This is a genomic window from Streptomyces sp. S465 (assembly GCF_026898115.1).
GTDB classification, from domain to species: Bacteria; Actinomycetota; Actinomycetes; order Streptomycetales; family Streptomycetaceae; genus Streptomyces; species Streptomyces luomodiensis.
Window position 1 is genome coordinate 359,404 of the sequence record NZ_CP114036.1, and the last position, 26,132, is coordinate 385,535.

Below are 26,132 nucleotides of genomic sequence, written 5' to 3' on the forward strand. Positions count from 1 at the left end.
CCCGCCCGCTCACACGTCTTCGCCGTACTGGATGCGGCGGTAGGGGGTGCTCAGCACCTGGCGGGTGATGCGGACGTCGATCACGGTCGGCCGGGGGGCCGCCACGTACTCGGCCAGCGCGGCGCGCAGTTCCTCCGGTGTGCGGACGGTGGCCCCGCCGCCGCCGAGCGCCTGGGCGACCCGGCCCAGTTCGGGGGTGGAGATGGTCGCCAGCTCCGGGTCGAGTCCCTTCGCCTTCGCCTTGTGGTACTCGGCGCCCAGGCCCTGGTCGTTCATCACGACGACCAGCAGCGGGATGTCGTACCGGCACGCCGTCTCGAACTCGGACAGGTGCATGATGAAGCTGGCGTCGCCCTCCACCACGAAGCCGGGCTTGTTGCCCCGCGCGACCATCTGGCCGAGGGCGATCAGCGGGGCCTGGCCGATGGCGCCGAACATGCCGTAGTTGGAGAGCACCTCGCGCGACCGCTGGAAGAGCATGGTGCCGAAGTCGGTCTGGTGGCCGCTGCCCAGTACCAGCCCCATCTCGCCGGGGAGTTCCTGGTCGAGGATCCAGATCGCCTCGCGCGGGTCGAGCCGTCCGGGCTCGCGTACGTACTCGGCCGGCGGCTGGAGCCGGGCGGCCAGGTGCTGCCGGACGGCGTCGATGTGGAAGCCCTCCAGCCGGACGGACCGCTCCTGAAGCGCCCGGGTCAGCTCGGTGAGGGCGGTGACCGCGTCGGCCTGGAGGTAGCAGTCCGCCGTCTTGCCGTTGCCCATCACCAGGTGCGGGGCGGTGTCGATCTGGATGTAGGTGGCCTCGGGGTAGAGGTAGCCGCTCTCGATGGTGTAGTGGTTCAGGCTGGCGCCCACCGCGATCACGCAGTCGGCCTCCTGGAGCAGCTCCATCGACGCCTTGTCGCCGAACAGACCCGACAGGCCGACGTGGAAGTCGGTGCGGTCGCACAGCCAGTTCTTCGCCTGGAGGGTGGTCGCCAGCAGGGCGCCGGTCTGTTCCTGGAGGGCGAGGATCTGCTCACCGGAGTCCGCCTTGCGCGCGCCCCGCCCGGCGATGATCACCACGCGCTTGGCGTTCTGGATCAGATCACAGGCGGCCTGGAGCCTGGCCGGGTCCGGCAGCAGCCGGGGCTTCTCGATCAGGGCGGTGGACGGCACGTAGTCCTCGTCGTAGTCGTCCAGCTCGGCCACCTGGACGTCGAAGGGCGCGCTGATCATGACCGGCTTGGACTCGGTACGGGCCAGGTAGAAGGCCCGCCGCACGGCCTCCTGGGCGTTCTCGGGCCGGGTCACGTGGATGAACTCGCACTCGATCGCGGCGGCGAAGCGCCGCTGGTCGAGGTACTGGGTGGCGCCCTCGTCGCCCAGCGGGGTCTCACCGCAGAAGGCGATCAGCGGAGTACGCGCCCGGCTCGCCACGATCATCGAGGTGGCCAGTTGCGAGACGCCGGGGCCGCTGGTCGTGGTGACCACGCCCGGCGCTCCCGCGCCGCGGGCCCAGCCGTCCGCCATGCCGAGGCCGGAGCCCTCGTGCCGCACCTCGTACAAGCGCACCCCGCGGTCGGCGAGTGCGGCCATCCAGTGCATGTTGGCGTCGCCCATCATGCCGAAGACATCACTGGTGCCTTCCCGGACGAACGCCTCGGCCAGTGCTTCGTAGACCTTCACTTTCCGGACTCCTTCACGTGCGCCGCGGCCGTCGCCCGCGCTTTCAGGACGCCGTCGAGCCGTGCGAAGACCCGCAGCGCGTTGCCTCCGTAGACCGCCTGCCGGTCGGCGTCGCTCAGGCTGTCGATGGAGTCGAGGGTGTACTTGGTGTCGTCGAACCGCCGCCCGGTCTCCGGGTCCACGCTGCGGACGGCGCCGATCATCTCCGAGGCGAACAGCACGTTCCGGGCGGGGATGATGTCCAGCAGCAGTTCCATGCCCCGCTTGTGGTACACGCAGGTGTCGAAGTAGACGTTGCGCAGGATCGACTCCTCCAGCGGCGGCCGGCCCCGGTCCTGCATCATTCCCCGGTAGCGGCCCCAGTGGTACGGGACGGCGCCGCCGCCGTGCGGCAGGATCAGCTTCAGCGTCGGGAAGTCCTTGAACAGATCCGACTCGCACAGCTGCATGAACGCCGCGGTGTCGCCGGCGAGGTAGTGGGCGCAGGTGCCCTGGAGCGCGGGGTTCCGCGACATCGCGACATGGATCATGGCGGGGACGTCGAGCTCGACCATCTTCTCGTAGAGCGGGTAGTAGACCCGGTCGGTCAGCGGTGGGGCCTGGTAGTACCCGTCGGACGGGTCCGGGTTGAGCAGACAGCCGACGAATCCCAACTCCTCGACGCAGCGTTCGAGTTCGGCGACGGAGTTGCGTACGGAGGTGGCGAGGGCGTCACCCGGGGACTGCGGAAGCTGGCACACCCCCACGAACCGCTCGGGGAAGAGGCCGCTCACCCGGGCGATCAGGTCGTTGCTGACCCGGGACCAGTCGAGGCTGGTCCGCTCGTCACCGTAGTGGTGGGCCATCTTGCCCGCGCCCGGCGAGAAGATCGTCAGGTCGGTGCCGCGCTCGATCTGGAGCTTCAATTGCCCGTTCTCGATGGCGGTGCGGATCTCGTCGTCGGTGATGTGGAGTTCGTCGGGCGAGATGCGTGCGCCGGACTCCTCGAAGGCCCTGATCTGCCGCTCCCGCCACCTGCCCAGCGCGGGGGGCGCTGTGGTGAAGTGGCCATGGCAGTCGATGATCATGTATTACTCCGAAACTCGCGTTGCGGTGGTCCTGGTGTGCGGCCGGCTCCGGCGGTGCGCCTCAGGCCCGGCCGGTCAGCTCCCGGCCCTTGTCCAGGCCGGGGTAGGTGCGCACCGGCGCCGACATCAGGAACCGGTAGCCGTCGTCGAGCACCTGCTTGACGTTGCCGGCCGTCACATGGGGGTGGCCCACGGCCACCCCGCGTTCGCCGCAGATGTCGAGGATCCGCCGCTTGCACTCCAGGACGCGCGGGTGTTCGTACTGGCGCGGTACTCCCAGCTCCTGGCTCATGTCGCCCTCGCCGACGAGGACGAGGCCGATGCCCGGCACCTGGTCGAGGATGTCCGGCAGGTTCTCGATGCCGAGCTGGTCCTCGATCATGAGGCCCACGAGGATCTCCCCGTCCGGCACGAGCGGCCACACATCGGCCCTGGCGTAGTACTCGGTGTTCGGGATGCCCCAGTAGCGCGTCGCCGCGTGCGGGCCGTCCCCGCGCAGACCGGCGGGCTCATAGTGCGGGGCGTCGGGCAGCCGCGGGTAGCGGCAGGCGGCGACGGCGTTGCGGGCCTCCTCCACGGTGGAGACATGCGGCCAGATGATGCCGAACGCACCGAGGTCGAGGGCCTGTTTGGCGTGCCACTGGGCCTTCTCGGCGCCGTTGGCGGGGATGCGCACCAGCGGGGTGACGGCGGGCGCGAGGCTGTCCGCGTCGAAGATCCGGCGCCGGTTGAGCAGGTACTGGAAGCTGTCCCGCAGCCCGTTGATGTCCCAGGGCTTGTGTTCCATCTCGAACACCACCGCGTCGTAGTCCGAGGTGCTGAACTCGATCGCGGACGCCGGGTCGGCCGCCGAGAAGGACGCGAAGACGTGCTGCCCCGCGTCCAGGGCGCCGATCACCTTGTTGAGCCTGGACGTTGTCATCGCCGACCTCCCTGGCCGAGTGCGTCACCGGATGTGTGCGCCGAGCGGGAAGCCGCCTGCGGCGGCTGCCCCTTCCGCCGCGATCGCAGCCCTGCCCACCACGCACGCAGGCGGCCGAACAGACCGGTCGGCCGGGGCGGAGCCGGGAGCGGACCGGCGGCCGCGCGCGGCTCGGACGACGCCGCCGCGGACGGCTCGGGGGACACCGCCGTGAGCGGCTCGGGGGCGCCTGCCGCGCCTGCCGTGTGCGGCTCGGAGGGTGCCGCACACACCTTGACCAGTTCGTCGGTGAACTCCTTGGTCATCCTGGAGACCACCATCCCGGCACCGGACTCGATCAGCTTGGCGAGCTTGCCGTTGAGTTTGATCTCACCGTCGCAGAAGACCCGTGAGGTGCCGGGCGTCTCCCCCTCGACGACCCGGAAGGTGGCGCCGGCGTGGAAGCGGGTGGCGCCCTGCCCGTCCGCGCCGCGGGCCGAGAGACGGCCCTCACGTGCGGACTCGTCCAGGTCCAGGGAGACCCGGGCGGCGAACTTGACCCGGAGACCGCCGAACCTGATGGCCAGGGTTCCGTCGAAGGACCCGTCCTCGTGCGACGGTCCGAGTTCGGCGCCGCCGATGCAGGACACGACGGCCGAGGGATCGGAGATGACCTCCCAGACACGTTCGGGCGGACTCGGTACCGCGATCTCTTCCGTGATCGATATCAAAGCTGTGAACCTCACTCGGCGGTGGTGGTGTTACGCGGCGGCCTGCTGCTCGGCGGCGAAGAGACCCCACAGGTCGTTGTAGAGCTCCGAGAACTCGCGCGACTCGACGAGCGAGCCGATGGTCCGTGGCCGCTCGAAGGGAACGGTGATGACACGGCGGACCGTGCCGGGCCCGCGCGACATCACGATGACCTCATCGGCCAGGTAGATCGCCTCGTTGAGGTCGTGCGTGACGAAGACCAGCGTCCCGTTCTGCTCCTGCCAGATGTTGAGGAGTTCCTGCTGGAGATTGAGGCGGGTGATGGCGTCCAGCGGCCCGAACGGCTCGTCCATCAGCACGATGGACGGGTTGTAGATCAGCGCCCGCGCGATCGCGCAGCGCTTCTGCATACCGCCGGACAGCTCCCGGGGGAAGTGGTTCTCGAAGCCGGTCAGGCCGACCAGCCCGACCCAGTGGGCGATGCGTTCCTCGCGTTCCTCCTTGGGGACCTTGCGGAACTTGAGCGCCAGGCCGATGTTGCCCCTGACGCTGAGCCAGGGCAGCAGATGGGACTGCTGCGTCACGTAGGCCGCTTCGGAGTTGACGGCGGTGACGCGCTCGCCGGCGAAGTGGACCTGTCCCTGGCTGGGGGTGAGCAGGCCGGCGGCCAGGTTGAGGATGGTGCTCTTTCCGCACCCACTGGGTCCGATCACGGCGACGACCTTGCCGCGATCGATGGTGAGCGACACGTCCTCGATCGCCGGTCGGTGGCTGCCGGGAAACTCCAGGGTGACGTGTTCGAAGCGGAGTGCCTCCGGATGGGAGTTGCGCTGACTGGTCGACATATCTGTCTCCTCGGCCTCCTCCTCGCCAGGACGAAGGGGGGCCGTGCGCTCGCGCCTGGGGCGGCGTTGGTAGGTGGCGGTGCGGTGACCTGCTGGACGGCGTGACGGTTGTTTCGACTGATGCACACGCGGGAGCACCAGTGCTGGCCGAATTCTTCTGCTGATGCGATGCGGCGACACTGTCTGTCGCCAAGATTGTCTGACAAGCGGTGATGGGAACGTAACACCGCCAACCCAGAGCCACAAGAAGTGTGCAGGAAAAACCTTGTCTTGCCCGTCGATGCAGGATCGACTCCAGCTAGGATTGATGGACAACATTGACGTGGATGGGGCGAACGCAGATCCCGGAGCGGGTGGCGCGAAGGCGGTGCTGCCGGACGCTTCGGGCGGTGCCGGAAAACCCGGCCCGCTGCTTGCTCCCAGGGCGCGGGGGCCGTTACGGTCTCCGTCGCGAAGTCCGGCTCGCCGCACCCGCCAGGCCCCGTTTCCCGGGCAACTGGACTGGGGCGTACGCGCGTTGACCGGCGCACCGCCCACCCCCGCGTCGTCCGCGACCGCGCCCGTATCCGCCTGTCGTCCCGAGGGAGACCGCCATGCACGCGTCCGCAACAGCCACCCGAGGGAGCACCCGGCTCCGGCCGGTGCGCCCATGACCGACCTCGACCGCGACCCGTGGCATCCGGCGCGGCCCACGGCTCCGACCGGCGGCACCGGGCGGCAGAGCGGCTTCGCCTCGCTCAGGGTCAGGAACTACCGCCTGTTCGCGCTGGGGCAGACCACGTCCGTGGTCGGCAACTGGATGCAGAACATCGCGGTCGGCTGGCTGACGCTGGAGCTCACGCACAGCGGGACGATGCTCGGCGTCGTGACCGGTGCCCGGTACCTGCCCATCCTGCTGCTGGGCGCCTGGGGCGGGCTCGTGGTGGACCGCCACGACCGCCGTCGGCTGCTCATGCTCACGCAGATGTGCTTCGCCGTCGAGGCCGCCCTGCTGACGGCACTGTCCTGGGCCGGCCTCATGACGTTACCGACGCTCGTCGTGATCATGCTGACGATCGGCTGTACCAACGTTTTCGACAGTCCCGCGCGACAGAGTCTGATCAGCGAACTCGTCGGCCCGGAGCATCTGGCCAACGCCATCGCGATCAACAGCACGCTCGTCAACACGGCGAAGCTCATCGGGCCGGGCCTCGCCGGGGTCGTCATCGCCGCCCTGGGCGTGACACCGTGCTTCGCCCTGGACACCGTGTCGTTCCTGGCCGTCATCGCAAGCCTGGCCGCGCTGCGCACGGCGGAGATGCGCCCGGCCGAGCGCGAGATACCCGCGGGGGGACAGATCCGCGCCGGGATCGCCTACATCCGCCGTACGCCCGAGTTGCTCCACCCGATGGTCATGGTGTATGTGACGGGGATCCTCACCTGGGAATTCCCGGTGAGCCTGCCCCTGCTCACCACATCCGGGTTCCGGGTCGGCCCGGCCGGCTACGGCGCGGCGATGGCGTTCATGAGTGTCGGCGCCGTGCTCGGCGGGTTCGTCGCGATGCGCCGCGGCCGGGTCAGCACCCGGTCCCTTTCGGTGTCGGCGCTGATCTGGGGGGCGCTGATCTGCGCCGCGGCCCTGGCGCCGAGCCTGCCGGTGGCGCTGGTCCTCCTGGTGTTCGTCGGCTCCGGTTCGATCACCTTCAACGCGTCGGCCAAGACGTTGATGCAGTTGGAGGCCACGCCCCAGATGCGCGGGCGGGTGCTGTCGATCTGGTCGATCGGCTGGCTGGGGGGCACCGTCATCGGCGCACCGGCCGTCGGGGCGATCGGCGCGTCATGGGGAGCCCGCAGCGCGTTGCTCGTCGGCGGGCTGGCCGCGGCGGGGATCGGCGTCACCATGCTGGCCCTGTCACCGGCCGGCCGCGCGCAGGGACACCGTTGACCGACACGGCGGGCGACCTTTTGCGATGAAGTGCGGCACTTGCTCTGATGTTGTCCAGTGCCGCCGTCGGATGTGCCGGCCGGGCGGCCTGAACCGAAGGGCTGGGCGGATGACGGAGCGGCGGAACATCACGCTGGCGGTGACGGGGGCGGGTGGCACCCGGATGGCGCGGTTCGTACTCGAGGCCCTGGTCAAGGAGGACAGGGTGGGGCAGATCGACCTGATGGTCTCCCCGGCGGGCCGCCGGCTGATCGCGCACGAGACCGGCCGGGACGCCTCCGGGCCCGCGCCCGAACTGGTGCTGGGCGCCCGGCCGGCCGCGGACAAGGTCGTGGACTGGGATCCGGAGGACCTGGCGGGCGGGCCGACGTCGGGCAGTTACCCGTCCTGGGGGATGCTGGTGGTGCCCTGCGCGCTCGGCGTGGTCGGCCGGATCGCCCACGGCACGGCGAACACCCTGATCGAGCGGGCCGCGGACGTGTCGCTGAAGGAGCGGCGCCCGCTGGTGCTGTGCGTGCGGGAGACGCCGTTCAACCTCATCCATCTGCGCAACCTCACCCAGGTGGCGGAGGCGGGCGGCACCGTGTACCCGATGATTCCCACCTACTACAACCTGCCGCAGACGGTGGACCAGTTCTACGAGGAGTTCACCGCACGGCTGCTGGCCTTCGTCGGCCTGCCCCAGACGGACTACTACGCCTACTCGGGCACCGAGTCACGCGCCCATCACGACCGGACGGTCCGTGCCTGAGGCGCGGCAGCCGCTCGCCGGCCCGGCGGCGCATCCTCCCCCGGCTCGCCGCATATCGGGCGGGGGATCACCGCCCCGCCGGCTGACCGCCGGTGCGGGCGCGGGAGCGGAAGGCGGACGGGGTCTCCCCGGTGCAGCGGCGGAAGAACTTGGTGAAGACGGTGGGCGTGCTGAAGCCGAGCCGGTCGGCGATCCGTACGGGGGCGAGGTCGGTGTGGACCAGGAGGCGCTTGGCCTCCAGGGCCACCCGGTCGTCGAGGTACTGCTTGGCGGTGCGTCCGGTGGCGGCCAGGCACGCGCGCGTGAGGGTGCGGGCGCTGTAGCCGAGGGCGACGGCGTAGTCCTCGACCCGGCGCGCGGCGGTGAAGTCCCGCTCGACGGCCCGGTGGAAGCGGTGGAACGTCCCCGCGCCGACCTCACCGCGGCGGGCGGCGTCCCGGCCCCGGAGGTGTCCCAGGCGCAGGACCAGCGCGGCCAGCAGATGGCGTACGAGGGCGATGTGAGCGTCGACGGGCAGCGCGGCGCTGCGGCGATAGGCGTCCTCCAACAGGCCGAGGGTGGTCTGGAGAGCGGCCGCGTCCTCCGGCCGCTCGGCGGTGAGCGGTCCCTCGGGGTACGGCGGACCGAAGCGGGCGGCGTCGACGGTGGCGGCGTCCAGGAAGCCGGGGGTGAACAGCACGACCGCGCCCTCGGCGAGGCCGAGGGCGCCGAGGAAGCGGTAGACCTGGTCCGGACGGATCCACAGCCAGGCACCGGGCGCCACGGTGTGCTCCGCGCCGTCCAGCCACATGCGCAGCGACCCGGACCGCACGCTGATCAGATGGTGGAACTCGGCGCGCAGCGGCTGGTACAGGTCCACGCCGTGGCGCCCGGCGCGCTCGGCGAGCCTCGGGAAATCCCACACCTCCACGCCCGGCGGCCCTCCGGGCGACGGCCGGAACGGGACGTCGGTGATGCGGTCTCGGTGATCCTGTCCAATTCGGTCCATGGTGAGTCCACAGCGTACGCCGGTCCGCCCTGCCGTGACACCTACCGTGGAATGCGAAGGAGCTGGTCAGGGGCTCGCCTCCGGAGCGGCGCGGTGAATGGCGCGTACCGCTTCGGTGACCGAAAAGCTCCGCAGCGTTCTCACCCATGAGCACACGGAGCAGAGGGGCCGTACACCATGCGACTGATAGTGGGCATGACAGGAGCAACCGGCGCGGTCTTCGGTGTCCGCCTGCTGGCGGCACTGCGCGAGCTGCCCGAGGTGGAAACCCATCTCGTGCTCTCCCGGTGGGCGCGCACCACCCTCGAACTGGAGTGCGGCCTGTCCGTGGCCGAGGTCGGTGAGCTGGCCGATGTCACCCACAGCCCCGACGACCAGGGAGCGTCCATCTCCTCCGGGTCGTTCCGCACCGACGGGATGGTCATCGCGCCCTGCTCGATGAAGACCCTCGCCGGCATCCGGGCCGGTTACGCGGACGGCCTGGTGGCCCGCGCCGCGGACGTGGTCCTCAAGGAGCGCCGGAAGCTGGTGCTGGTTCCCCGTGAGACACCGCTGAGCGAGATCCACCTGGAGAACATGCTGGCGCTCACGCGCATGGGGGCGCAGATGGTGCCGCCCATGCCGGCCTTCTACAACCACCCGGCCTCGGTGGACGACATCGTCGACCACATCACCGCCCGCGTCCTGGACCAGTTCGGCCTGCCCGCCCCCACGGCCCGGCGCTGGGCCGGTATGCGCGCCGCGCGCGAGCAGCGGCCGCCCCAGGAACTCACCGTGGCCTGAACCGGGCTCCCTTCACCCCTGACACCCCGCTCACCCCGCTCACCCCGACGAAACCCCTATGGAGTTCTCCATGGCCTACGACGACCTGCGCAGCTTCCTCCAGACCCTCGACAAGGAGGGCCAGCTGCTGCACATCACCGAGGAGGTGATGCCCGAGCCGGACATCGCCGCCGCGGCCAACGCGGCCCCCCGGCTCGGGGACGCCGCCCCCGCCCTGTACTTCGACAACGTCCACGGCTTCACCAGCGCGCGCATCGCGATGAACGTGCACGGCTCGTGGGCCAACCACGCCCTGGCCCTGGGCATGGACAAGAACAGCCCCACCAAGGACCAGGTGGACGAGTTCATCCGGCGCTGGGCGAAGTTCCCCGTCCAGCCGGAGTGGCGGGATGACCCGCTGTGGTCGGAGAACACGGTCGAGGGCGATGACATCAACATCTTCGACATCCTCCCGCTGTTCCGCCTCAACGACGGGGACGGCGGCTCCTACATCGACAAGGCCGCGGTCGTCTCCAAGGACCCCGACGATCCGGAGAACTCCGGCAAGCAGAACGTCGGCGTCTACCGCATCGAGGTCAAGGGCCGGCGCAAGCTCGCCCTCCAGCCCGTCCCCATGCACGACATCGCCCAGCACCTGCGCAAGGCCGAGGAGAGGGGCGAGGACCTGCCCGTCGCCATCACCCTCGGCAACGACCCGGTGATCTCCATCGTCGCCTCCACCCCCATGGAGTACGACCAGAACGAGTACGAACTGGCCGGCGCCCTGCGCGGCGCCCCCGCGCCCATCGCCACGGCACCGCTGACCGGCCTGCCCGTGCCGTGGGGCTCCGAGGTGGTCATCGAGGGCGTCATCGAGGGCCGCAAGCGCGAGATCGAGGGCCCCTTCGGCGAGTTCACCGGCCACTACTCCGGCGGCCGCAACATGACCGTGATCCGCGTCGACAAGATCTCCTACCGCACCGACCCGATCTTCGAGCACCTGTACCTGGGCATGCCGTGGACGGAGATCGACTACCTGATGGCCGCGAACACCTGCGTCCCGCTGTACGAGCAGCTGAAGCGGGACTTCCCCGAGGTCCAGGCGGTCAACGCCATGTACACCCACGGCCTCGTCGTCATCGTCTCCACCAAGAAGCGCTACGGCGGCTTCGCCAAGGCCGTCGGCATGCGAGTGCTGACCACCCCGCACGGCCTCGGCTACGCCGCCACCGTGATCGTCGTCGACGAGGACGTGGACCCCTTCAACCTGCCGCAGGTGATGTGGGCGCTCTCCACCAAGATGAACCCCTCCGGCGACCTGGTCGTCGTCCCGAACCTGCCGGTGCTGGAACTCGCCCCCCAGGCGCAGAGTCCGGGCATCGTCGACAAGCTCATCATCGACGCCACCACCCCCGCCGAGCCCGACAAGCGCGGCAACTACGGCAACCAGGTCCGTGACCTGCCCGAGATGGGTGCCTGGCTCGCCAAGCTCCAGTCCCTCACCACCCGCTGACCGCCCCGCACCTCCCCCATCACCCCACCGAAGGACATCCGACATGGCCGTGGAGAAGACCACCATCTGCCCGCGCTGCGCCTACGAGAGCATTGAGCAGCTGTACACCTCGCCGGTCCCCGGCGCCTGGGACGTGCTGCAATGCCGGCAGTGCCTGTACACCTGGCGCACCAGCGAACCCGCCCGCCGCACCCAGCGCGACGCCTACCCCGAGAGCTTCCGGATGACCGCCGAGGACATCGCCAGCGCCCCCGAGGTCCCCACCATCCCCCCGCTGCGCAACCAGCCCTGACCCCGCCCAACGCCGCCGGGGGCCCGGAGCCGACATCCGGGCCCCCGGCGTTCCGCGAGCACTCCTCAGTCGCCCGTGTGGTTCCCCGCCCATACCGTGGGGGTCCGGCCCGCCCACGGGCTGGCCTGTTCGAGTTGTCCGGCGAGGCGGAAGAGGCTGCCTTCGAACCCGTAACCGGCGGCGAACTGGAGGCCGATCGGGAGCCCCGTCCCGGTGTCGGCCGTCACGGGTACGGACATGGCGGGTGTGCCCGCCACGTTGAACACCGCGGTGAACGGCGAGCGGTCGAGGATGCGGTCGAGCCAGCCGAGGCCGTCCAGCGCCTCGGCACCCTCGGCGTAGGTGCCCAACGGCACGGGAAGCTCCGGCAAGGTCGGGGTGAGCAGCATGTCGTAAGCGTCGAAGTACCGTGCCAGGCTTCGAGCGACCCGGTTCCGGACCGCGAGCGCGGTGACGAACTGGGCGCCGGTCACCCGCTGCCCGTAGTGGTAGCTCGCCAGGATCACCGGCTCGAGGGTCGAGGAGTCGACGGGCCGGTTCGAGGCGGCGGCCAGCTCGTCGACCGAGGCCGTGAGATTCGCCGTCCACAGAAGGGCGTTGGCCAGTACGAACTCTTCCCAGTCGACCCCGAGGCCGACGTCGGCCTCCGTCACCTGATGGCCGAGGGATTCCAGCAGACGCGCGGTGCGGGAGAGCGCGTCGGCCACCGGTGGGGCCGTGCGGCGTCCGCCCCATGCCTGGGTGAGGACACCGATCCGCAGTGAACCCGGGTGGCGGGTGACCTCCTCCGCGTACGGCCGGGACGGTTGCTGGGCGAAGTAGGGGTCGCCCGGTTCCGGGCCCTGGATCTGGTCGAGCAGGACCGCACTGTCACGTACGGTGCGGCTGACGCTGCCCTGCACGCCCAGGCCGTTGAAGATCTCGTCGATGCCGGGACCCACGGAGACCCGGCCACGGGTCGGCTTCAACCCGAAGAGGCCGTTGTAGGCGGCGGGGACGCGGATCGAGCCGGCGGCGTCGGTGGCGTGTGCGATCGGCACCACCCCGGCAGCGACCGCCGCGCCCGCTCCCCCGCTGGATCCGCCCGCACTCCGCTCCAGGTCCCATGGGTTGCGGGTCGCGCCGTACAGCACGGGTTCCGTCGTGATGCTGTAGGCCATCTCCGGTGTCGCGGTACGCCCGAACGTCACGAGGCCGGCGCGACGGAAGCGCCGCATCAGGGAGGAGTCGGCGCGGGCGACATTGCCCGCCGCGAGGCGGCTGCCCAGCTCCGTTCGCCTGCCGGCCATGGAGACGCCGAGGTCCTTGATCAGGAACGGGACTCCGGCCAGTGGCGTACTGCCGGGGCTGGGCTCGTCGTCGGTCCGCCATGTCTCCACGATGGCGTTGATCCGCGGATTGACCGCCTCCGCGGCCGCGCGTGCGGCTGCTTCCAGTTCGGCGGGGGTCACCTCGCCGTCGGCCACCAGCTGCGCGAGCCCGACCGCGTCGAAACCCACGTACTCGGAAACTTTCACTGTCACTCCTGTCGATGAACGAAAAACGGAAAACGGAAACGAAGAGCGGGAAGCGGGACAGCAGGAAGCGATACCCGCGAGTACCGAATGATACCCAGCGGTATCGCATGGGACGAGCTGGTACCGTAGCAGAGAGACGAAGACCCCAAGACCCACCGGACGTCTACGGAGCAGTCATGGCAACGACCGCCGGCAGGCCGGGCAGGGTGGCGAAGCTGCCACCTCGCGAGCGCATCCTGGACGCGGCGGAAGAGCTCTTCCAGCGCGAGGGGATCCGGCGGGTGGGCGTCCAGGCGATCGCCGAGAAGGCCGAGACCACCAAAATGGCGATCTACCGGCACTTCGAAACCAAGGACGCCCTGGTCGCGGAGTGGCTGCGGATCGTCGCCGCCGACTACCAGGAGGCGTTCGACCGGGTCGAGGCCGAGTACCCCGGTCGGCCCCGGGAGCAGATCCTGGGCATGGCCCGCTTCATCGCCGAGGGCTTGCCGGCGATCTCATATCGGGGCTGTCCGTTCATCAACTCCATCGCCGAGCTGCCCGACCGCTCCCATCCCGCCCGGCAGGTGATCGAGAAGCACAAGGCCCGCCAGACCCGCCGACTGGTCGGCATGTGCGCCGAGGCCGGACTGCCCGACCCCGAGCAGGCGGCGGCCGAGATCACCTTCGTCCTCGAAGGCGCGCAGGTCAGCACGCAGAACGGAAGCATCGATCAGACGGGGGACCGGCTGATGCGGATCGTCGAGGGCATCGTGGACCGGCACCACTCCCCCGTCAGCGCCTCCCGGACGACCACCGGCTGACCGAGCGGCCGGTGGCCCGAGAACGGCCACTCCCGGGCCACTCCTGACGGGACATCAGGCACGTTCCGTGAGCAGTACCGCGAGGTGGTCCACGAATTGCGTGAGGCCGTCCAGCCGCGGACCACCCCGGGCAATCCGGAAGCCATGACGGCGCCCCCAGAACGCCGCCTGAACGGCATGGAACTGGGCCCAGCGCCGCACCCGTGTCCGATCGAGTTCCGCGGTCTCGGCGAAGACGTCCAGGACGCGGTGGACTGACGCGCGCAGGTCGTCCGCCCCCAGAAGCGTCAGCGCACGCGATTTAAGCAGCGTGCCGGCGTCGTAGGCGGGGTCCCCCACGTATCCCTTGGGATCGACGGCCAGCCATGGCTCACGGTCGGCGCGCAGGATGTTCCGCGCGTGGAGATCGCCGTGGACGAGGGTGTCCGGCTGGTCGCGGCCCAGTTCGCGGGCGGTCGCCACGGCGGCGTCCACCACCTGACGCGAAAGGGTGTGCCTCAACTCCTCGGCATCCCCGCGCAGTTCCTCCTCCCAGGCGTCGGCCCGCTCACGCAGCCGGGGCAGGCCGGGCGGCGCGGGAACGGCCAGGCGACGGCTGAGCCGCCCGGCGATCGTCACCACCTCATCGCCGTCTTCGACCTCGGCCAGGGTCGCTGTCCGGACCCGCTCGAGCAGCATCGCGAAACGCTCGTCGTCGCGCTCGTACAGCAGGACGGCGCCGCGTCCGGCCCACGCCGCGAAGGCGTCCGGCTCATGCACGTTTCCCGGGTGCGGAAACGACACCTTCAGCACAGCGGGTCCCTCGGCCCGGCCGCGCACCGGGACGACGACCCCGACACCGCCGTACATCACCTCGCCGTCCGCCGCACACCCCCAGCGTTCCAGCAACTCCTTCACGATCCCGGGCACCGTGGCCAACCACGCCGCTCCCGGGTCACCTTCGCGCTCCACGGTGCTCCGCGCGAACACCTCCGGTACCACGATCACCCGGGCACCTTACTCGGCCGCCACCGTGTGAGCGGGATCCATTCCCATTGCACGCAGGTAAAGCCACCAGTGACAAGCATGCACTTGCTGTTAATCAACGGCCCTGCCTACCGTCGATGCGCAGACGGCGAAGCGCGCGCCACGCCCCTCCTTGTCCCCCTTCACCGGAACCCCGTTTGTCCGGCCAAGCCCTGTAGGAGCACCCCTCGTGTCCACTGTCACCCACACCGGCGCCGACGCCGACGCTGCCTTGCTTGCCCAGGTCACCACCGCCGTCCACGCCGCCGGCGACCGGCTGCGGGAGCGCTACACCCCGCATGCCCGCGGCGTCAGCGCCGACGAGATCGTCACGGAGATCCACGCCAACGACGACGCCGTGCTCGACATTCTGAAAGCGCCGCTGCTGGCGGCCCGGCCCGGCGCGAACTGGGCCGACGACGAACTGGCCGGCGGCGCGCTGCCGCCCGGCGAGTGGTGGATCGTCGATCCGGCCGAGGGCAACATCAACCACGTCCACGGCACACCGGAGTGGGCCGTGACCGCCACGCTCGTCCGCGACAATCGCCCGGTCCTCACCATCGTCCACCTCCCGCTGACCGGCGACGACTACACCGCGCTGGCCGGGCGCGGCGCCCATCTCAACGGCGCGCCGCTGCGTGTGTCGGCCAAGACCGACCTGGGCGCGGCCCTGACCGGTACGGGCCAGGCGCGGCCCGGGGAGGACGCGCACACGTTCCGCCGGATCGGCGCGTCCGTCACGCAGATGCTCATCAACGGCCTCGTCGTCCGCGTCTCGGTACCCGCCACCCTCCAGCTGATCCACGTCGCCGCCGGCCGCATGGACGCCTTCTGGCAGTTCTCCGACGTCCGCTCGGGGCTGATGGCCGGCGCCCTGCTGGTCGCCGAGGCCGGCGGCGCCGTCACCGACACCCACGGCAACCCGTGGACCGCGGCCAGCCCCGACTTCCTGGCCGCCGCCCCCGGTATCCACGCCGCGGCCGTCGCGGTCCTGTCCCCCATCGCCTGACCATCCGCCACCCACCACCCACCACCCGGCAAGGAGCACACCACCATGACCAGCATCGGCATCCTCGGCACCGGCCGCGTCGGCAGCGGTCTGGCCCACGCACTCGCCGCCGCCGGCCACGAGGTCGTCCTCGGCCACCGGCGGCCTCCCGAGGAGGCCGCGGCCCGCGACACCGACCCCGCCCGGCCGCTCCGCCACACCGACCAGCGGACCACCGCCGACACCACCGACATCGTGCTCAACGCCACCCCGGGCGACACCTCCCTGGAGCGCCTGTCCGCCCTGGAGGCCGAACTGGCGGGCAAGATCCTCATCGACGTCTCCAACGCCACCCGCAACGGCCCCGACGGGCTGCCCTCGGATCTCTGCTACCCCGGCGGCAGCCTCGCCGAGCGGCTCCAGCGGGCCCTGCCCGCCACCCGGGTCGTCAAGACGCTCAACACCATGCTCTTCCCGGTCATGACCGCCCCCGCGTCCCTGTCCACCCCTCCCACCGTCTACCTGTCCGGCGACGACGCGGACGCCAAGACCGTCACCGCGGGCCTCCTCGCCGATCTGGGCTGGCAGCCCGAGTGGATCGAGGACCTCGGCGACATCACCACCGCCCGCGCCACCGAAGCGCTGATGCTGCTCGTCCCCCACGTTCTGCGCCGCCGCGGATTCCAGCCGTTCGCCGTCTCCCTCGCCCGCTGAGTTTACAAAGTGGAGCGCTGTTCCGTATTCTCCAATCGGAACGGCGTTCCGCTTCGTTAATCATGAGGAGAGGACGGGTCGTATGACACACCAGCAGCACCCCATCGGATCGGGATTCACCGCCGCGTCGACGGCCGACGAGGTCCTCGCCGGCATCGACCTGGCCGGCCAGAACGTCATCGTCACCGCTGGTCATGCCGGTATCGGCCGCGAGGTCACCCGTGCGCTGGTCACAGCCGGCGCGTCCGTGACCGTGGGCTCGCGCAACCCGGACCGTGCCAGGACGGCGCTGGCCGGGATCGAGGGCGTCGAGGTCAGCCGGCTGGACCTGCTCGACCCGGCGTCGGTCGACGCCTTCGCCGAGCGCTGGCTGGAGTCAGGCCGTCCGCTCCACATCCTGGTCAACAACGCCGCCCTGCCGGCTCCCGAGAAACTCGAGCGGGACGCGCGCGGATACGAGGCGCAGTTCGCGACCAACCATCTGGGCCACTTCCAGCTGACGCTCGGTCTGCTGCCCGCTCTGCGCGCCGCCCACGGCGCCCGCGTGGTCAACGTGACCTCCGGAGCCCAGCGGTTCTCCGACATCCGGTGGGACGACCCGCACTTCGCCGGCGGCTACCACCCCACCATGGCCTACGCGCAGTCCAAGACCGCCAATGTGCTCTTCGCCGTCGAGCTGGACCGCCGGTGGGCCGAGGAGGGGATCCGCGGCTACGCCGTACACCCGGGGGTGGTGGTCGGCACGAGCCTGAACAGCGCGGCGGGCCAGGAGGCTCTGCGGGCCGAGGGGCTGATCGACGAGTCCGGTCAGCCGATCATCGACCCCGAACGGGGGAAGAAGACCCCGCGGCAAGGCGCCGGCACCATCGTGTTCGCCGCGACCAGCCCCCTGCTCGCCGAGATCGGCGGTGTCTATCTGAAGGACAACGACATCTCGCCGCTCGATGACGAGCCCAGGCCCGTCACCGCGGAGGACATCCCGTCCGAGGTGGCGTCGCACTCCATCGACCCGCGATCCGCCCAGCGGCTCTGGGAGCTGAGCGAGCAACTGCTCACTGCCTGAGTGCGCGGGGGCAGTTGACGGTCCACTGCCCCGTCGGCACCGCCGGACGGGGCCGACCGGGGCCGGCCGCCCTCCGGCGCTGCATGACCGGTCCTCAGCACCGCGCCCAGAACTCGGTCAGGGCGCGGGCTCCACGCGCGGGGTCCTGGGTCATCCACCAGTGCCCGAGTCCGTCCAGGGTCTCGACGCGGGCGCCCGCGCGCTGGGCCGCGCGTCGGCGTTGCCGCTCGGTGCCGACCATGTGGTCCTCGGTGGCGAGGATCGCCAGGCCGGGCCGCTGGGACGCACGTTCCAGGTCCCGGCCGAGCTCGGACATCATCGGCTGTGCGGCGGAGCGGTAGAGCGCGAGCACGGCCCGGCCCATTGTCTCGTCCTGCGCCGCGGCGATCTGCTCGGCCACCGGCCTGTTCACGCCGCGTTCGACGAGTGCCACGACCCGCGTTTCCAGGGCCGCGCCGAACCGTTCGGCGACATCGGCCTCTCCCACTCCAGGGGTCTGCCAACGCTGGGCGAGTTCATGCCAGACATAGTCGCGGTCGAAGGCTCCGACGACGTCGCTCGCCCAGCTGCGCAGCAGATCCGGCCGGGCGATGGCGACGTTCACGACGTGTCCGCCGCCCCAGTCGTGGCCCACCAGATCGACGGGTTCGCCCACCTTCTCCAACTCGCCGATCAGCCAGTCCCGGTACTCACCCACCGTCGCGCCGAACCCGGTCGGCAGGGGTGCACCGAATCCGTACGGCGAGAGGCAGATCAGCTCGGAGCGTGCCGCACCGGCGCGTTCCAGCTCGGCGAGCAACGGGTCCCACACCGCCGCCGTTTCCGGATTGCCATGCACGAAGACCTTCGGCACCGCGCTCACCTCCCGATCGGCGAGGTCGGCCGCCGTACCGCCGCCACCAGCGGCTCACCACACAGGGGGGCCACCACGCGGTATCCGGGGTCTCCGATCATATTGACGAACGCCTGCCGGTCCAGGCAGTGCACCAGAGCAACCATGTCTCCAGCTTGCCCGCCCCCGGCTGCCCGTGTCGACCGCGTCGGGGATCAAGCGCCTTCTCGGGACTGGTCCGAGAGTCCTGTGGCCACCCGGCGCGGGGGCCGCTGCGTCACCCCGTCAGCGGCTCGTCGCGCAGCATCGAGGTGATGGCCGTGGCCACCGCCTCGTGATGGGACAGTGGGGAGAGGTGACTGCTGGGAAGCTCGGTGACGACCGCTCCGGCCCGCAGCGCGAACCATCGTTGCAGCCCCGGATCGAGAATCCGGTCCTGGGTGGAGAGCACATAGCCGCAGGGCAGGTCATGCCAGGCGCCCGGAAGTGCCGGCGCCGTCAGACATGCCCCGTGGGTCGGCTTCTGCACGACGGCCAGGGTCCGGGCGAGGCGGGGCGGCAGGTCGTGGGCGAGCGCGTCGCCGAACATCTCCGGGTCCACGGTCGACCAGCCGTCCGGACCGAACCGGATGGCCGCGCGGCCGGGCATCTCGGTGCCCTTGTCGCTCAGCATCGGGATGGTCTCCCCTTCGTCAGGCGCGTAGCCGGCGACGAAGACCAGGGAGCCGACCCGGGGATGCTCCAGCGCCGCGCCGGAGATGACGGTGCCGCCGTAGGAGTGGCCGACCACGGTGACCGGACCGTCCAGCGCGTCGATGTGCCGACGGGTCCAGGCGATGTCGTCCGCGAGCGAGGACATCGGCAGCTGGACGGCCAGCGGCCGATGGCCCCTGTCGTGCAGGTCGCCGATGACCTCCTGCCAGATCGAGCCGTCACTCCACGCGCCGTGGACCAGCACCACGTTTCCCATGTCCCGCTTCCCTTCGTCACGACCGTCACGAACGCCGCGGCCGGGCGCCTCCCGGCCGCGGCGGACAGCCGGGTTCCTACGCCATCGGACAGGACCGCGGCGCCGTCACCGACACGGCGGGGGAAACCGCGAGGTTCTCGACATGAGCCGGGGTCGTCCCGGCGGAAACCGACGCGCACGGCCGGGTGGCGCCGCGCGCTACCGCAGGGCGGTGGCGTTCGCGGGTGAGCCGACTCCCCCGGTCAGGTTCAGGGGCTTGACGGTGAGGAGGCTGTCCCAGCGGCCGGTGGCACGGCAGTCCAGGGCGAGGGCGGTGAGGTTCCACAGTTCGCCGAGCGGCAGGCCCAGTTTGGCGATCAGCTCCTGGTGCATCATCCCGTCGTCCTCGGGCGCGCTGCGGAGGAAGTCGCTGGTGTCCAGCACGGGGAGGACCTCGACGGCGAAGGTGTCGGTGGCCATCAGGGCGATGCGGTGGTCCCAGCACCAGGCGGCGAAGGAACGGCTCTGGGCGAAGCCGGTGGCACGCCGCTGTGCGCGGACCTCGGCGCGTTCCTCGGGGGTCGTGGTGAGGTACCAGGCCGCCCAGCCGGTGTGGACGAGGACGAGATCTCCGGGTTCGACGCCACAGCCCTGTTCCTTCAGGGCGTCGTCGAGGAGGTCGGTGGTGAGGGCGGGACCGTCGGCATGGCGGACAGGTGTGCCGCGGTCGCGGAGCAGACCGTCGATGTCGATGAGGAGACCGCGGCCGACGAGGGGCACTTCGGCCCACAGCTGGACCCCCAGGCGGGGGCTGCGGGGGGCGATCTCGTCATCGGGTACGCCGTTGTAGAAGCCGTGTCCGGAGGCGCGGCGGTGGCGCAGACCGTCGATCTGACTGCCGGCCTGGAGGTGGAAGTTGTCCAGGACGTCGTCGCGGGCCTGGTCGTGCTTGGCGGTGATGCGGTGGTGGGGAATGCCGCGGGCCTTGGACATGGGCGGGTCGAAGGCGTCGAGCGGGTAGTCCAGGTTGAAGGCGTGCCCCTCGACGACGGTGGCGGCCGCGCGGCGGATCTGCTGGGGGCCGGCGAAGTTGGCCATGCCGCGTTCGGGGTGGTCGGTGAAGAGGTGCCAGCTGGATCCGGGGGGAGCGTCGGTGCGTTCGGTGAGCTGTCGGTGGGTGGGCAGTGACACGTGGGTGGCTCCTGTCAGGGGCAGCGGGCGGCGATCGCGTCGGCTGCCCGGCACACTTCGCCGATGAGGCGGGTGTGGTCGGTTTCGGTGAGTTCGCTGCTGGGTCCGGCGATGCTGAGCGCGCCGAGGACGTCCTCGGCGTGGCGGATGGGAGCGCTGACGGCGGTGACGTTCACCGCGCGTTCGCTCAGGGACAGGGCGTAGCCCGCCTTCCTGACCTGATCGAGGTCGGCGGCCAGGTCCTCGGCGGTGACGTGCTCGCCGGAGACCCGGGTGAAGGGCGCGGACTGTTCGATGAGCGAGTGGAGTTCGGCGTCGGGCAGCCAGGCGGCCAGGGCCTTTCCGGCGCCCAGGTACAGGGGGAGCTTCTCGCCGATGGGCAGCTGGTAGCGCAGCGGGTTGCGGCCCTGGACGCGTGCGATGAGCACGCGGAAGTGTCCGACGCGGACGTACAGGCTGGCCGTCAGGCTGGTGGTGGCGGCCAGTTCCTGGAGAACGGGGAGGGCGACCTGGCTGAGACGGTTGTTGACCAGGAAGGCGTGGGCGGTGGCGACGGCGGCGGGGCCGGCGACGTAGCCGGTCTCCTCCTTGGCGGCGTAGCCGCGCTCGATGAGCACGTTGAGGATGCGCTGGGCGGTGGCCACGTGCAGTTCCGCGCGCCGGGCGACCTCGCTCAGGCGCAGGGGCTGCCGGGTGTCCTCCAGGACACCCAGGACATCGAAGGCCCGGTCGAGGGAACGCATGGCGGAGGCGGGGGTGGTGGCCATTGAGGGGCTCCTGGATGGTCGGCTCGGCACACGGCGGTCTCGATAAGACTTATCACCATGCGAGCGGAGTGTGGATCGCACACGATCCACCCAGGGAGCGGCTGCCTCATTCCGGCCGGGTCACCGCGGCGGCCCGCTCGGGCGAGCGGTCGCCGGTGGCGGCGTCGGCGTTCTCCCGTGGGTCCGTGTCCCGCCGGTAGGAGAGGGCGAAGGAGAGGATGCCGCAGATGCTCGCGACGACGCAGGTGGGCGGTTGGGCGCTGGTTTCCACCTCCGCCACCCACTGGGCGTCGCCGAGCAGGATGCCGATGGCCTGGCCGAGGACGATGATGACGCCGCCGAGCAGGAAGACGATGACGCTGAGGCGGAAGAGCGGTTGCAGCAGACGGTGAGCCATGGTGGGTCCTTGACGTTCAGACGGGCAGGACGCCGGTGGCCACCGCGGCGCCGATGAGCAGGATGGGAACGCAGTAGTACGCGGCCAGCGGTACGAACGTGCGGGCCGGGTCGATGCCGGCGATGCCGCTGGCGACGTAGATGGGGGCACCGGACGGGGGCGAGGCGCCCTCGGTCGAGGCGAAGATGAGGACCGCGACGCAGGCGGTGGCCGGCGGTACCCCGGCCCCGACGAGGGAGGAGACCGCCACCGGGCCGATGGCCGCCATGGTGGCGCTGGCGGTGAGCGGGATGGCGACGCCGACCACGAGGACACCCACGATCAGCGCCATGGCCCACGGGGGAGCGTCCACCCCGGCCAGCAGATCGGTCAGCTGCTGCGGCAGTCCGAGTTCGCCCAGCACGTTGGAGGCGGAGAAGGCGGCGACGATGGTGACGCCGATCACTCCGAACTGGGGTGCCGCATGGCCCAGCACCCGCCACCACTCGGGGCCCGAGCGCGGAAGGTGACGCCGGCCCAGGATCAGGACCGTGGCGATGAGCAGGACGGGGATCCAGGTGATCAGGCTGATGGCGTCCGACATCCTGGTGCCGACCCAGTCGCCGAGGGCGCCGCCCGAGGGGCCCCGCGTCAGCAGCAGCGGCACCACGATCGCGGCGAACAGGAACAGACTCGTCCAGCCCGCGCTCAGGCTGGTGCGCAGGGGCAGCAGGTCGGCGCGGTCCATGGACTGGATCTTGTGGCGGCGCACCATGACGAAGGCGGCCAGCATGCGATAGCCCAGACACCACAGGCCGCCCAGGAACAGGGGGAGCACGATGTCGTCGGTGGTCGCCATGGAGGCCACACCGGCCGAGCCCATGAGGATGAACATGGTGGAGCTGAAGGGGAAGGTCACGCCCATGCCCGCGCCGCCGGCGGCGACGGTGGCCGCGAGCTCGCCACTCACCTTCGAGCGTTTCATCCAGGGGATCGTCACGGATCCGACGGCCGCGGTCACCGCCGCCCCGACATGGGCGATGGCGCCGAAGATGCCCGCGGCGATGGTGGAGGTGTAGACGGGGCCGCCCCGTACCCGCCCCAGCAGGGAGTTCAGGATCGCCAGCAGCTGGTCCAGCACCGGTGTGCGGGAGAGCAGATAGCTCATGAACACGAAGGCCAGGGCGGCGAAGGTGACCTCCTCCTGCATGGCCTCGACGAGCCCGTGCCACATGACGTGTCCGATGTCGCGCCCGGCGAACAGGCCGGTGACCAGGAATCCGACGAGCAGCGCCTCGCCGATGTTGCGCTTGAGGACGGCGTTCCACACGATGATGGCCATCACATAGCAGGCCAGGGCCCATACGGCGATCACGACGCTTCTCCTGGCGTGGCGGTGGCGGTGGCAGTGGCAGTGGCAGTGGCGAGGGTGGCGGCAGTGGCGGTGGCCGCGGCGCGGATGCCGGCGCGCCGACGCGCTTCCTCGGCCTCCACCTCGCGCGCGGCGGCCAGGACGGACGCGGCGCGGTCGGCCGGGACGACCGCGACACCGTCGCCGTCTCCCACCACCAGGTCTCCCGGTTGGCAGACCACACCGCCCACGGCGACCGGCACCCCGACGCGGCCGGGCCCGAACTTGTAGGGGCCGGCCGGGGTGACCGCCCGCGCCCACACGGGGAAGCCCATCTCGGCCAGAACCTCGACATCGCGAGCGGCTCCGTCCAGCACCATGCCCACCACGCCTCTGGCTCGGGCGCGCTCCGCGATCAGCTCTCCGATCAGCGCGCGGGATACGTCGCCCTCCCCATTGACCACAATGATGTCACCCGGTTCGGCGATCTTTACGGCCTGGTGAATCGCCTGGTTGTCCCCCGCCCGGGTCCACACCGTCACAGCGCGGCCAACGGCGCGCGCACCGGGCCACAGGGCGCTGATACCGGAGTCCAGCAGCCCCAGCCGCTCGGTGGCATCGCCGATGTTCGCCGTCGGCAGTCCCTGGTAGGCCGCCAGCACCGCAGGCGTCAGCCGGGTGGTGTCCCGCAGCCCCTCGGGGCGGCCGGTGAGTGTGTGCAGCCGGCTGACGGCGCGGGCCAGCCCGGGGTCGAGGCCGAGTTCCCGCAGGAGGTCCGCGGCCGCCGCCACCTCGCGCGCCCGGCGGTCGGCGTGCTTGTACGTTCCCCGGTACAGGCGCTCCAGTGTGGCCTCGCCGCCGGTGAGCTCCGCCGCGATCTGCCCGCGGACCCACCGTTCGGCGCCGGCCGCCCGCCCCGCGTCGACAGCCTCCACGATGACCGCGGCCACCCCCTTCATGAACAGGCTGCGCAGCAGCTTGCGCGCCGAGGCGGCCCCGGGTTCGGCGCCCAGGTCCTCCACCGGGGCCTGGAGAGCACCGAAGTGGCCGACGACCGCCGGGGCTCCGGGGCCACTGGCCAGCAGAGCGGTCCGGTGGCGGTACTTCGGCACCGAGCCGATCACCGACACGTCCGAAAAGAGCGCCCGGGAGGATGCGGCGATCACATCAGCGATCTTCCTCTTCAGCTCCGGCGCCCCGGCGTTCATGTCCGCATAGACGGTCGCGTCCGGCAGGTACGGAGCGGCCTCCTCCGCCACGGCCAGCGCCGCCTTCGCACCGGTCAGGCTGAGCACCAGGTCACAGCCCTGAACGGCGTCAGCCGGCGAGGCCGCCCGCGCGACACCCGCCGGGGTGGGCACATCGCCCGGATCGAAGCCGGCCACCTGCCAGCCGTGTTCCGAAAAACCCGTCGCATACAGGGCCCCGGCCTCGCCCAGGCCCAGAATTCCGACCTTCATCACACCTACGCCTTCTCATACAGTGATAGCTTCTCTCACTACGTGCGGAAGGATGTTGCTCTGACGTCACACGGACGTCAAGAGCTGACGAATGATCGATCAAAATCGGCCACGGAGCAGGGGACTGCCGGGGCCTTTCGGCCCGGTCGCCGCCGACGGTGGCCGGTCAGGCGCGCGGGTGCCATCACGCTGTTCGCCGCAACCAGGGCATCATCACCACGAGGCAGCACCACACCACCAGCGGCACCCGCCTGAGGAGGGCACATGCGAGTCAAGGGCTTACTGCACTACGGCATACAAGTTCCGTCACTGGACGTCGGCGAGAGCTTCTACGCCGCCTTCGGACTGGAGACCTCGGAGCGCGGCAACACGGTCGTGGTGCGCTGCGAAGGCCGTGACCTGGACCAGACGGTGCTGACCGAGGGTCCGGTCAAGCGCCTGCACCACATCGCCTTCGCCGTGGAGCCGCATTCCCTCCAGGAATGGCAGCGTCATCTGGAGGGGCTGGGAGTGCCACTCGTGGATGCCCCGAAGGAGCTGGAAGGCGGCCTGTGGCTACGCGACCACGAAGGCAATCTGGTGAACCTGCGGGAGGACGAGCCGGCCCCCTGGCGCGACTTCGGCACGACGGATGCGCAGGAGGTCAACTTCGGCGACCGGGTCCGGCGCGTCGACCGGGCCCGCTGGCTCACCGCCGAGGAGAAGCCACGCCCACGGCGGCTCGGCCACATGCTGATCTTCAGCACCGATCTGGCCGCTTCCGAGCGGTTCTACGGCCGTGTCCTCGGCCTGCGCACCTCCGACCGCGTCCGCTCCATGGCCACCTTCATGAACTCCGGCCCCGGCGACCACCATGTCTTCGGCTTCGTCCCCGGCACCCATCCCGGCCTGCACCACTCCAGTTGGGAGGTGGCGGACATCGATCAGATCGCCATGGGCGCCCGGAGCATGGCCGAGGCCGGTCACGCCGACGGCTGGGGGCTGGGCCGGCACACCTTGGGGTCGAACTTCTTCCACTACATCAAGGACCCGTGGGGCAGCTGGATCGAGTACTCCAGCGACATGGACCGCATCACCGAGAACTGGCAGGCGAACGACTGGGACTGCCCGCCGGCGGTGTGGAGCCCGCGGATGCCCGCCGACTTCATCGTCAACCACGAGGAGCAGCCCACCTGAGGGCGGCGTCGAGGACGCCGGGCCTGCGCTACGAGCCCGGCGAGACGTACCGGCCGTCGACCCGTAGCGAGGTCACCCCGCTGATGTGCCGGGCACCGCAACGGTCCTGCGGGACCACGAGCTGCGGGCCGTGCGGATCGAGCGGCGTGTCGTCGATACGGGTCGCCAGCAACACCGGGGCATTCCCGAAGTCGGGGTCGATCTCGGCCCAACTCAGCACCGTGTGATGGCCGTCGCCGCCGGTTACGGCGATGAGGAAACGCAGTCTGTCCTTGCGTCGTACGGGGTCGAAGGAGGGCCCCGCCGTATGCAGCACGTCATAGAGGAGCGGCCCCTCGAACCGGTGGTGCCGCACACCGCTGGTCGCGCACTCGAAGCTGACCTGTGCCCGCCGCAGGGGCAGGGCGCACAGATCAGCCACGGCCAGGCAGGCGGGGCGGAGGACATCGCCGCTCACGGTGAAGCGGGCGGGCGGCGCGATCGCAGAAGTCGGGCTCACGGGCTTCCACCTCCCCGATGAC

Annotated in this window: 27 protein-coding genes; 10 read left to right on the top strand and 17 right to left on the bottom strand. The window is 70.6% G+C overall.

The annotated features are described in order from the left end of the window. Positions 1–9: 9 nt before the first annotated feature. From N6H00_RS01710 to N6H00_RS01730, 5 genes are all read right to left on the bottom strand, one after another. Positions 10–1,665: a thiamine pyrophosphate-binding protein gene (locus N6H00_RS01710; protein ID WP_268969708.1), complete on the bottom strand. Its 1,656-nt coding sequence runs from the start codon at positions 1,663–1,665 to the stop codon at positions 10–12. Next, a complete protein-coding gene (locus N6H00_RS01715) occupies positions 1,662–2,732 on the bottom strand; it encodes an amidohydrolase family protein (RefSeq protein ID WP_268969709.1) in 1,071 nt (356 codons plus the stop codon). The genes N6H00_RS01710 and N6H00_RS01715 overlap by 4 nt, the downstream gene beginning before the upstream one ends. 61 nt (positions 2,733–2,793) lie before the next feature. Continuing rightward, a complete protein-coding gene (locus N6H00_RS01720; RefSeq protein WP_268969710.1) occupies positions 2,794–3,654 on the bottom strand; it encodes an HpcH/HpaI aldolase family protein in 861 nt (286 codons plus the stop codon). After that, entirely contained in the window at positions 3,651–4,364 is a 714-nt protein-coding gene (locus tag N6H00_RS01725) for an SRPBCC domain-containing protein (RefSeq protein ID WP_268969711.1), read from the bottom strand. The genes N6H00_RS01720 and N6H00_RS01725 overlap by 4 nt, the downstream gene beginning before the upstream one ends. Before the next feature lie 30 nt (positions 4,365–4,394). Beyond that, a complete protein-coding gene (locus tag N6H00_RS01730) occupies positions 4,395–5,189 on the bottom strand; it encodes an ABC transporter ATP-binding protein (protein WP_268969712.1) in 795 nt (264 codons plus the stop codon). A gap of 649 nt (positions 5,190–5,838) precedes the next feature. On the opposite strand from N6H00_RS01730, the gene N6H00_RS01735 reads away from it, so the two are divergent. Together N6H00_RS01735 and N6H00_RS01740 are read left to right on the top strand one after the other, a co-directional pair. Next, positions 5,839–7,113, top strand: coding sequence for an MFS transporter (locus tag N6H00_RS01735; RefSeq protein WP_268969713.1), 1,275 nt, complete (start codon positions 5,839–5,841; stop codon positions 7,111–7,113). 109 nt (positions 7,114–7,222) lie between these two features. Then, positions 7,223–7,864 carry a UbiX family flavin prenyltransferase gene (locus N6H00_RS01740; RefSeq protein ID WP_268969714.1) on the top strand — a complete coding sequence of 214 codons (642 nt, stop codon included), beginning with the start codon at positions 7,223–7,225 and terminating at the stop codon, positions 7,862–7,864. A gap of 67 nt (positions 7,865–7,931) precedes the next feature. On the opposite strand, the gene N6H00_RS01745 is transcribed toward N6H00_RS01740, so the two are convergent. Next, positions 7,932–8,774, bottom strand: a complete 843-nt coding sequence (locus tag N6H00_RS01745; RefSeq protein WP_329618494.1) for a helix-turn-helix transcriptional regulator — start codon at positions 8,772–8,774, stop codon at positions 7,932–7,934. 255 nt (positions 8,775–9,029) lie between these two features. Here N6H00_RS01745 and N6H00_RS01750 point away from each other — a divergent pair, with 255 nt between their 5' ends. From N6H00_RS01750 to N6H00_RS01760, 3 genes are all read left to right on the top strand, one after another. Further along, on the top strand, positions 9,030–9,635 hold the full coding sequence (locus tag N6H00_RS01750; protein ID WP_268969716.1) for a non-oxidative hydroxyarylic acid decarboxylases subunit B: 606 nt from the start codon (positions 9,030–9,032) through the stop codon (positions 9,633–9,635). 70 nt (positions 9,636–9,705) lie between these two features. After that, positions 9,706–11,127 (top strand): non-oxidative hydroxyarylic acid decarboxylases subunit C, encoded by a 1,422-nt coding sequence (locus N6H00_RS01755; RefSeq protein ID WP_268969717.1) that lies wholly within the window; start codon positions 9,706–9,708, stop codon positions 11,125–11,127. A 43-nt stretch (positions 11,128–11,170) separates the two neighbouring features. Further along, positions 11,171–11,419 carry a non-oxidative hydroxyarylic acid decarboxylases subunit D gene (locus tag N6H00_RS01760; RefSeq protein ID WP_268969718.1) on the top strand — a complete coding sequence of 83 codons (249 nt, stop codon included), beginning with the start codon at positions 11,171–11,173 and terminating at the stop codon, positions 11,417–11,419. A 65-nt stretch (positions 11,420–11,484) separates the two neighbouring features. On the opposite strand, the gene N6H00_RS01765 is transcribed toward N6H00_RS01760, so the two are convergent. Further along, positions 11,485–12,936 carry an amidase gene (locus N6H00_RS01765; protein ID WP_268969719.1) on the bottom strand — a complete coding sequence of 484 codons (1,452 nt, stop codon included), beginning with the start codon at positions 12,934–12,936 and terminating at the stop codon, positions 11,485–11,487. A 176-nt stretch (positions 12,937–13,112) separates the two neighbouring features. Between N6H00_RS01765 and N6H00_RS01770 the strand changes: the two genes are divergently transcribed. Beyond that, entirely contained in the window at positions 13,113–13,739 is a 627-nt protein-coding gene (locus N6H00_RS01770) for a TetR/AcrR family transcriptional regulator (RefSeq protein WP_268969720.1), read from the top strand. Between the two features lie 54 nt (positions 13,740–13,793). Here the strand turns inward: N6H00_RS01770 and N6H00_RS01775 are convergent, their stop codons facing one another. Next, on the bottom strand, positions 13,794–14,726 hold the full coding sequence (locus N6H00_RS01775) for an aminoglycoside phosphotransferase family protein (protein WP_268969721.1): 933 nt from the start codon (positions 14,724–14,726) through the stop codon (positions 13,794–13,796). A 208-nt stretch (positions 14,727–14,934) separates the two neighbouring features. Here N6H00_RS01775 and N6H00_RS01780 point away from each other — a divergent pair, with 208 nt between their 5' ends. The 3 genes from N6H00_RS01780 (at position 14,935) to N6H00_RS01790 (ending at position 17,509) form a co-directional block, all read left to right on the top strand. Further along, the gene (locus N6H00_RS01780; RefSeq protein WP_268969722.1) at positions 14,935–15,753 is read left to right on the top strand and encodes an inositol monophosphatase family protein; all 819 of its coding nucleotides are present in this window, start codon (positions 14,935–14,937) and stop codon (positions 15,751–15,753) included. Between the two features lie 45 nt (positions 15,754–15,798). Further along, positions 15,799–16,446 (top strand): NADPH-dependent F420 reductase, encoded by a 648-nt coding sequence (locus N6H00_RS01785; RefSeq protein ID WP_268969723.1) that lies wholly within the window; start codon positions 15,799–15,801, stop codon positions 16,444–16,446. Positions 16,447–16,528: 82 nt separating this feature from the next. Continuing rightward, positions 16,529–17,509 (top strand): SDR family NAD(P)-dependent oxidoreductase, encoded by a 981-nt coding sequence (locus N6H00_RS01790; protein ID WP_268969724.1) that lies wholly within the window; start codon positions 16,529–16,531, stop codon positions 17,507–17,509. Positions 17,510–17,603: 94 nt separating this feature from the next. Here the strand turns inward: N6H00_RS01790 and N6H00_RS01795 are convergent, their stop codons facing one another. The 8 genes from N6H00_RS01795 to N6H00_RS01830 all read right to left on the bottom strand — a co-directional run bounded on the left by N6H00_RS01795 (position 17,604) and on the right by N6H00_RS01830 (position 24,435). After that, on the bottom strand, positions 17,604–18,362 hold the full coding sequence (locus N6H00_RS01795; protein ID WP_268969725.1) for an alpha/beta fold hydrolase: 759 nt from the start codon (positions 18,360–18,362) through the stop codon (positions 17,604–17,606). Between the two features lie 5 nt (positions 18,363–18,367). Continuing rightward, entirely contained in the window at positions 18,368–18,508 is a 141-nt protein-coding gene (locus N6H00_RS01800) for a hypothetical protein (protein ID WP_268969726.1), read from the bottom strand. 110 nt (positions 18,509–18,618) lie between these two features. Further along, a complete protein-coding gene (locus N6H00_RS01805) occupies positions 18,619–19,311 on the bottom strand; it encodes an alpha/beta fold hydrolase (RefSeq protein WP_268969727.1) in 693 nt (230 codons plus the stop codon). Between the two features lie 198 nt (positions 19,312–19,509). After that, positions 19,510–20,481, bottom strand: a complete 972-nt coding sequence (locus tag N6H00_RS01810) for a cyclase family protein (protein ID WP_268969728.1) — start codon at positions 20,479–20,481, stop codon at positions 19,510–19,512. Between the two features lie 14 nt (positions 20,482–20,495). Then, positions 20,496–21,248 carry an IclR family transcriptional regulator gene (locus N6H00_RS01815; RefSeq protein ID WP_268969729.1) on the bottom strand — a complete coding sequence of 251 codons (753 nt, stop codon included), beginning with the start codon at positions 21,246–21,248 and terminating at the stop codon, positions 20,496–20,498. Positions 21,249–21,354: 106 nt separating this feature from the next. Next, a complete protein-coding gene (locus tag N6H00_RS01820) occupies positions 21,355–21,645 on the bottom strand; it encodes a hypothetical protein (RefSeq protein WP_268969730.1) in 291 nt (96 codons plus the stop codon). Between the two features lie 16 nt (positions 21,646–21,661). After that, entirely contained in the window at positions 21,662–22,999 is a 1,338-nt protein-coding gene (locus tag N6H00_RS01825) for a TRAP transporter large permease subunit (RefSeq protein ID WP_268969731.1), read from the bottom strand. Beyond that, positions 22,996–24,435 (bottom strand): DUF1932 domain-containing protein, encoded by a 1,440-nt coding sequence (locus N6H00_RS01830; protein ID WP_268969732.1) that lies wholly within the window; start codon positions 24,433–24,435, stop codon positions 22,996–22,998. Before N6H00_RS01830 ends, N6H00_RS01825 begins: the two co-directional genes overlap by 4 nt. Positions 24,436–24,699: 264 nt before the next feature. Between N6H00_RS01830 and N6H00_RS01835 the strand changes: the two genes are divergently transcribed. Continuing rightward, positions 24,700–25,611 (top strand): VOC family protein, encoded by a 912-nt coding sequence (locus N6H00_RS01835; RefSeq protein ID WP_268969733.1) that lies wholly within the window; start codon positions 24,700–24,702, stop codon positions 25,609–25,611. Positions 25,612–25,639: 28 nt separating this feature from the next. Here N6H00_RS01835 and N6H00_RS01840 read toward each other — a convergent pair whose 3' ends face one another. Next, positions 25,640–26,110: a molybdopterin-dependent oxidoreductase gene (locus tag N6H00_RS01840; protein ID WP_268969734.1), complete on the bottom strand. Its 471-nt coding sequence runs from the start codon at positions 26,108–26,110 to the stop codon at positions 25,640–25,642. Positions 26,111–26,132: the final 22 nt, after the last annotated feature.

Coding starts and splice junctions, on each gene's coding strand:
- N6H00_RS01835 (WP_268969733.1), top strand. CDS start 24,700: ATGCGAGTCAAGGGCTTACTGCACTACGGCATACAAGTTCCGTCACTG.
- N6H00_RS01790 (WP_268969724.1), top strand. CDS start 16,529: ATGACACACCAGCAGCACCCCATCGGATCGGGATTCACCGCCGCGTCG.
- N6H00_RS01740 (WP_268969714.1), top strand. CDS start 7,223: ATGACGGAGCGGCGGAACATCACGCTGGCGGTGACGGGGGCGGGTGGC.
- N6H00_RS01720 (WP_268969710.1), bottom strand. CDS start 3,654: ATGACAACGTCCAGGCTCAACAAGGTGATCGGCGCCCTGGACGCGGGG.
- N6H00_RS01820 (WP_268969730.1), bottom strand. CDS start 21,645: ATGGCTCACCGTCTGCTGCAACCGCTCTTCCGCCTCAGCGTCATCGTC.
- N6H00_RS01770 (WP_268969720.1), top strand. CDS start 13,113: ATGGCAACGACCGCCGGCAGGCCGGGCAGGGTGGCGAAGCTGCCACCT.
- N6H00_RS01750 (WP_268969716.1), top strand. CDS start 9,030: ATGCGACTGATAGTGGGCATGACAGGAGCAACCGGCGCGGTCTTCGGT.
- N6H00_RS01760 (WP_268969718.1), top strand. CDS start 11,171: ATGGCCGTGGAGAAGACCACCATCTGCCCGCGCTGCGCCTACGAGAGC.
- N6H00_RS01755 (WP_268969717.1), top strand. CDS start 9,706: ATGGCCTACGACGACCTGCGCAGCTTCCTCCAGACCCTCGACAAGGAG.
- N6H00_RS01785 (WP_268969723.1), top strand. CDS start 15,799: ATGACCAGCATCGGCATCCTCGGCACCGGCCGCGTCGGCAGCGGTCTG.
- N6H00_RS01735 (WP_268969713.1), top strand. CDS start 5,839: ATGACCGACCTCGACCGCGACCCGTGGCATCCGGCGCGGCCCACGGCT.
- N6H00_RS01815 (WP_268969729.1), bottom strand. CDS start 21,248: ATGGCCACCACCCCCGCCTCCGCCATGCGTTCCCTCGACCGGGCCTTC.
- N6H00_RS01715 (WP_268969709.1), bottom strand. CDS start 2,732: ATGATCATCGACTGCCATGGCCACTTCACCACAGCGCCCCCCGCGCTG.
- N6H00_RS01830 (WP_268969732.1), bottom strand. CDS start 24,435: ATGAAGGTCGGAATTCTGGGCCTGGGCGAGGCCGGGGCCCTGTATGCG.
- N6H00_RS01800 (WP_268969726.1), bottom strand. CDS start 18,508: ATGGTTGCTCTGGTGCACTGCCTGGACCGGCAGGCGTTCGTCAATATG.
- N6H00_RS01805 (WP_268969727.1), bottom strand. CDS start 19,311: ATGGGAAACGTGGTGCTGGTCCACGGCGCGTGGAGTGACGGCTCGATC.
- N6H00_RS01730 (WP_268969712.1), bottom strand. CDS start 5,189: ATGTCGACCAGTCAGCGCAACTCCCATCCGGAGGCACTCCGCTTCGAA.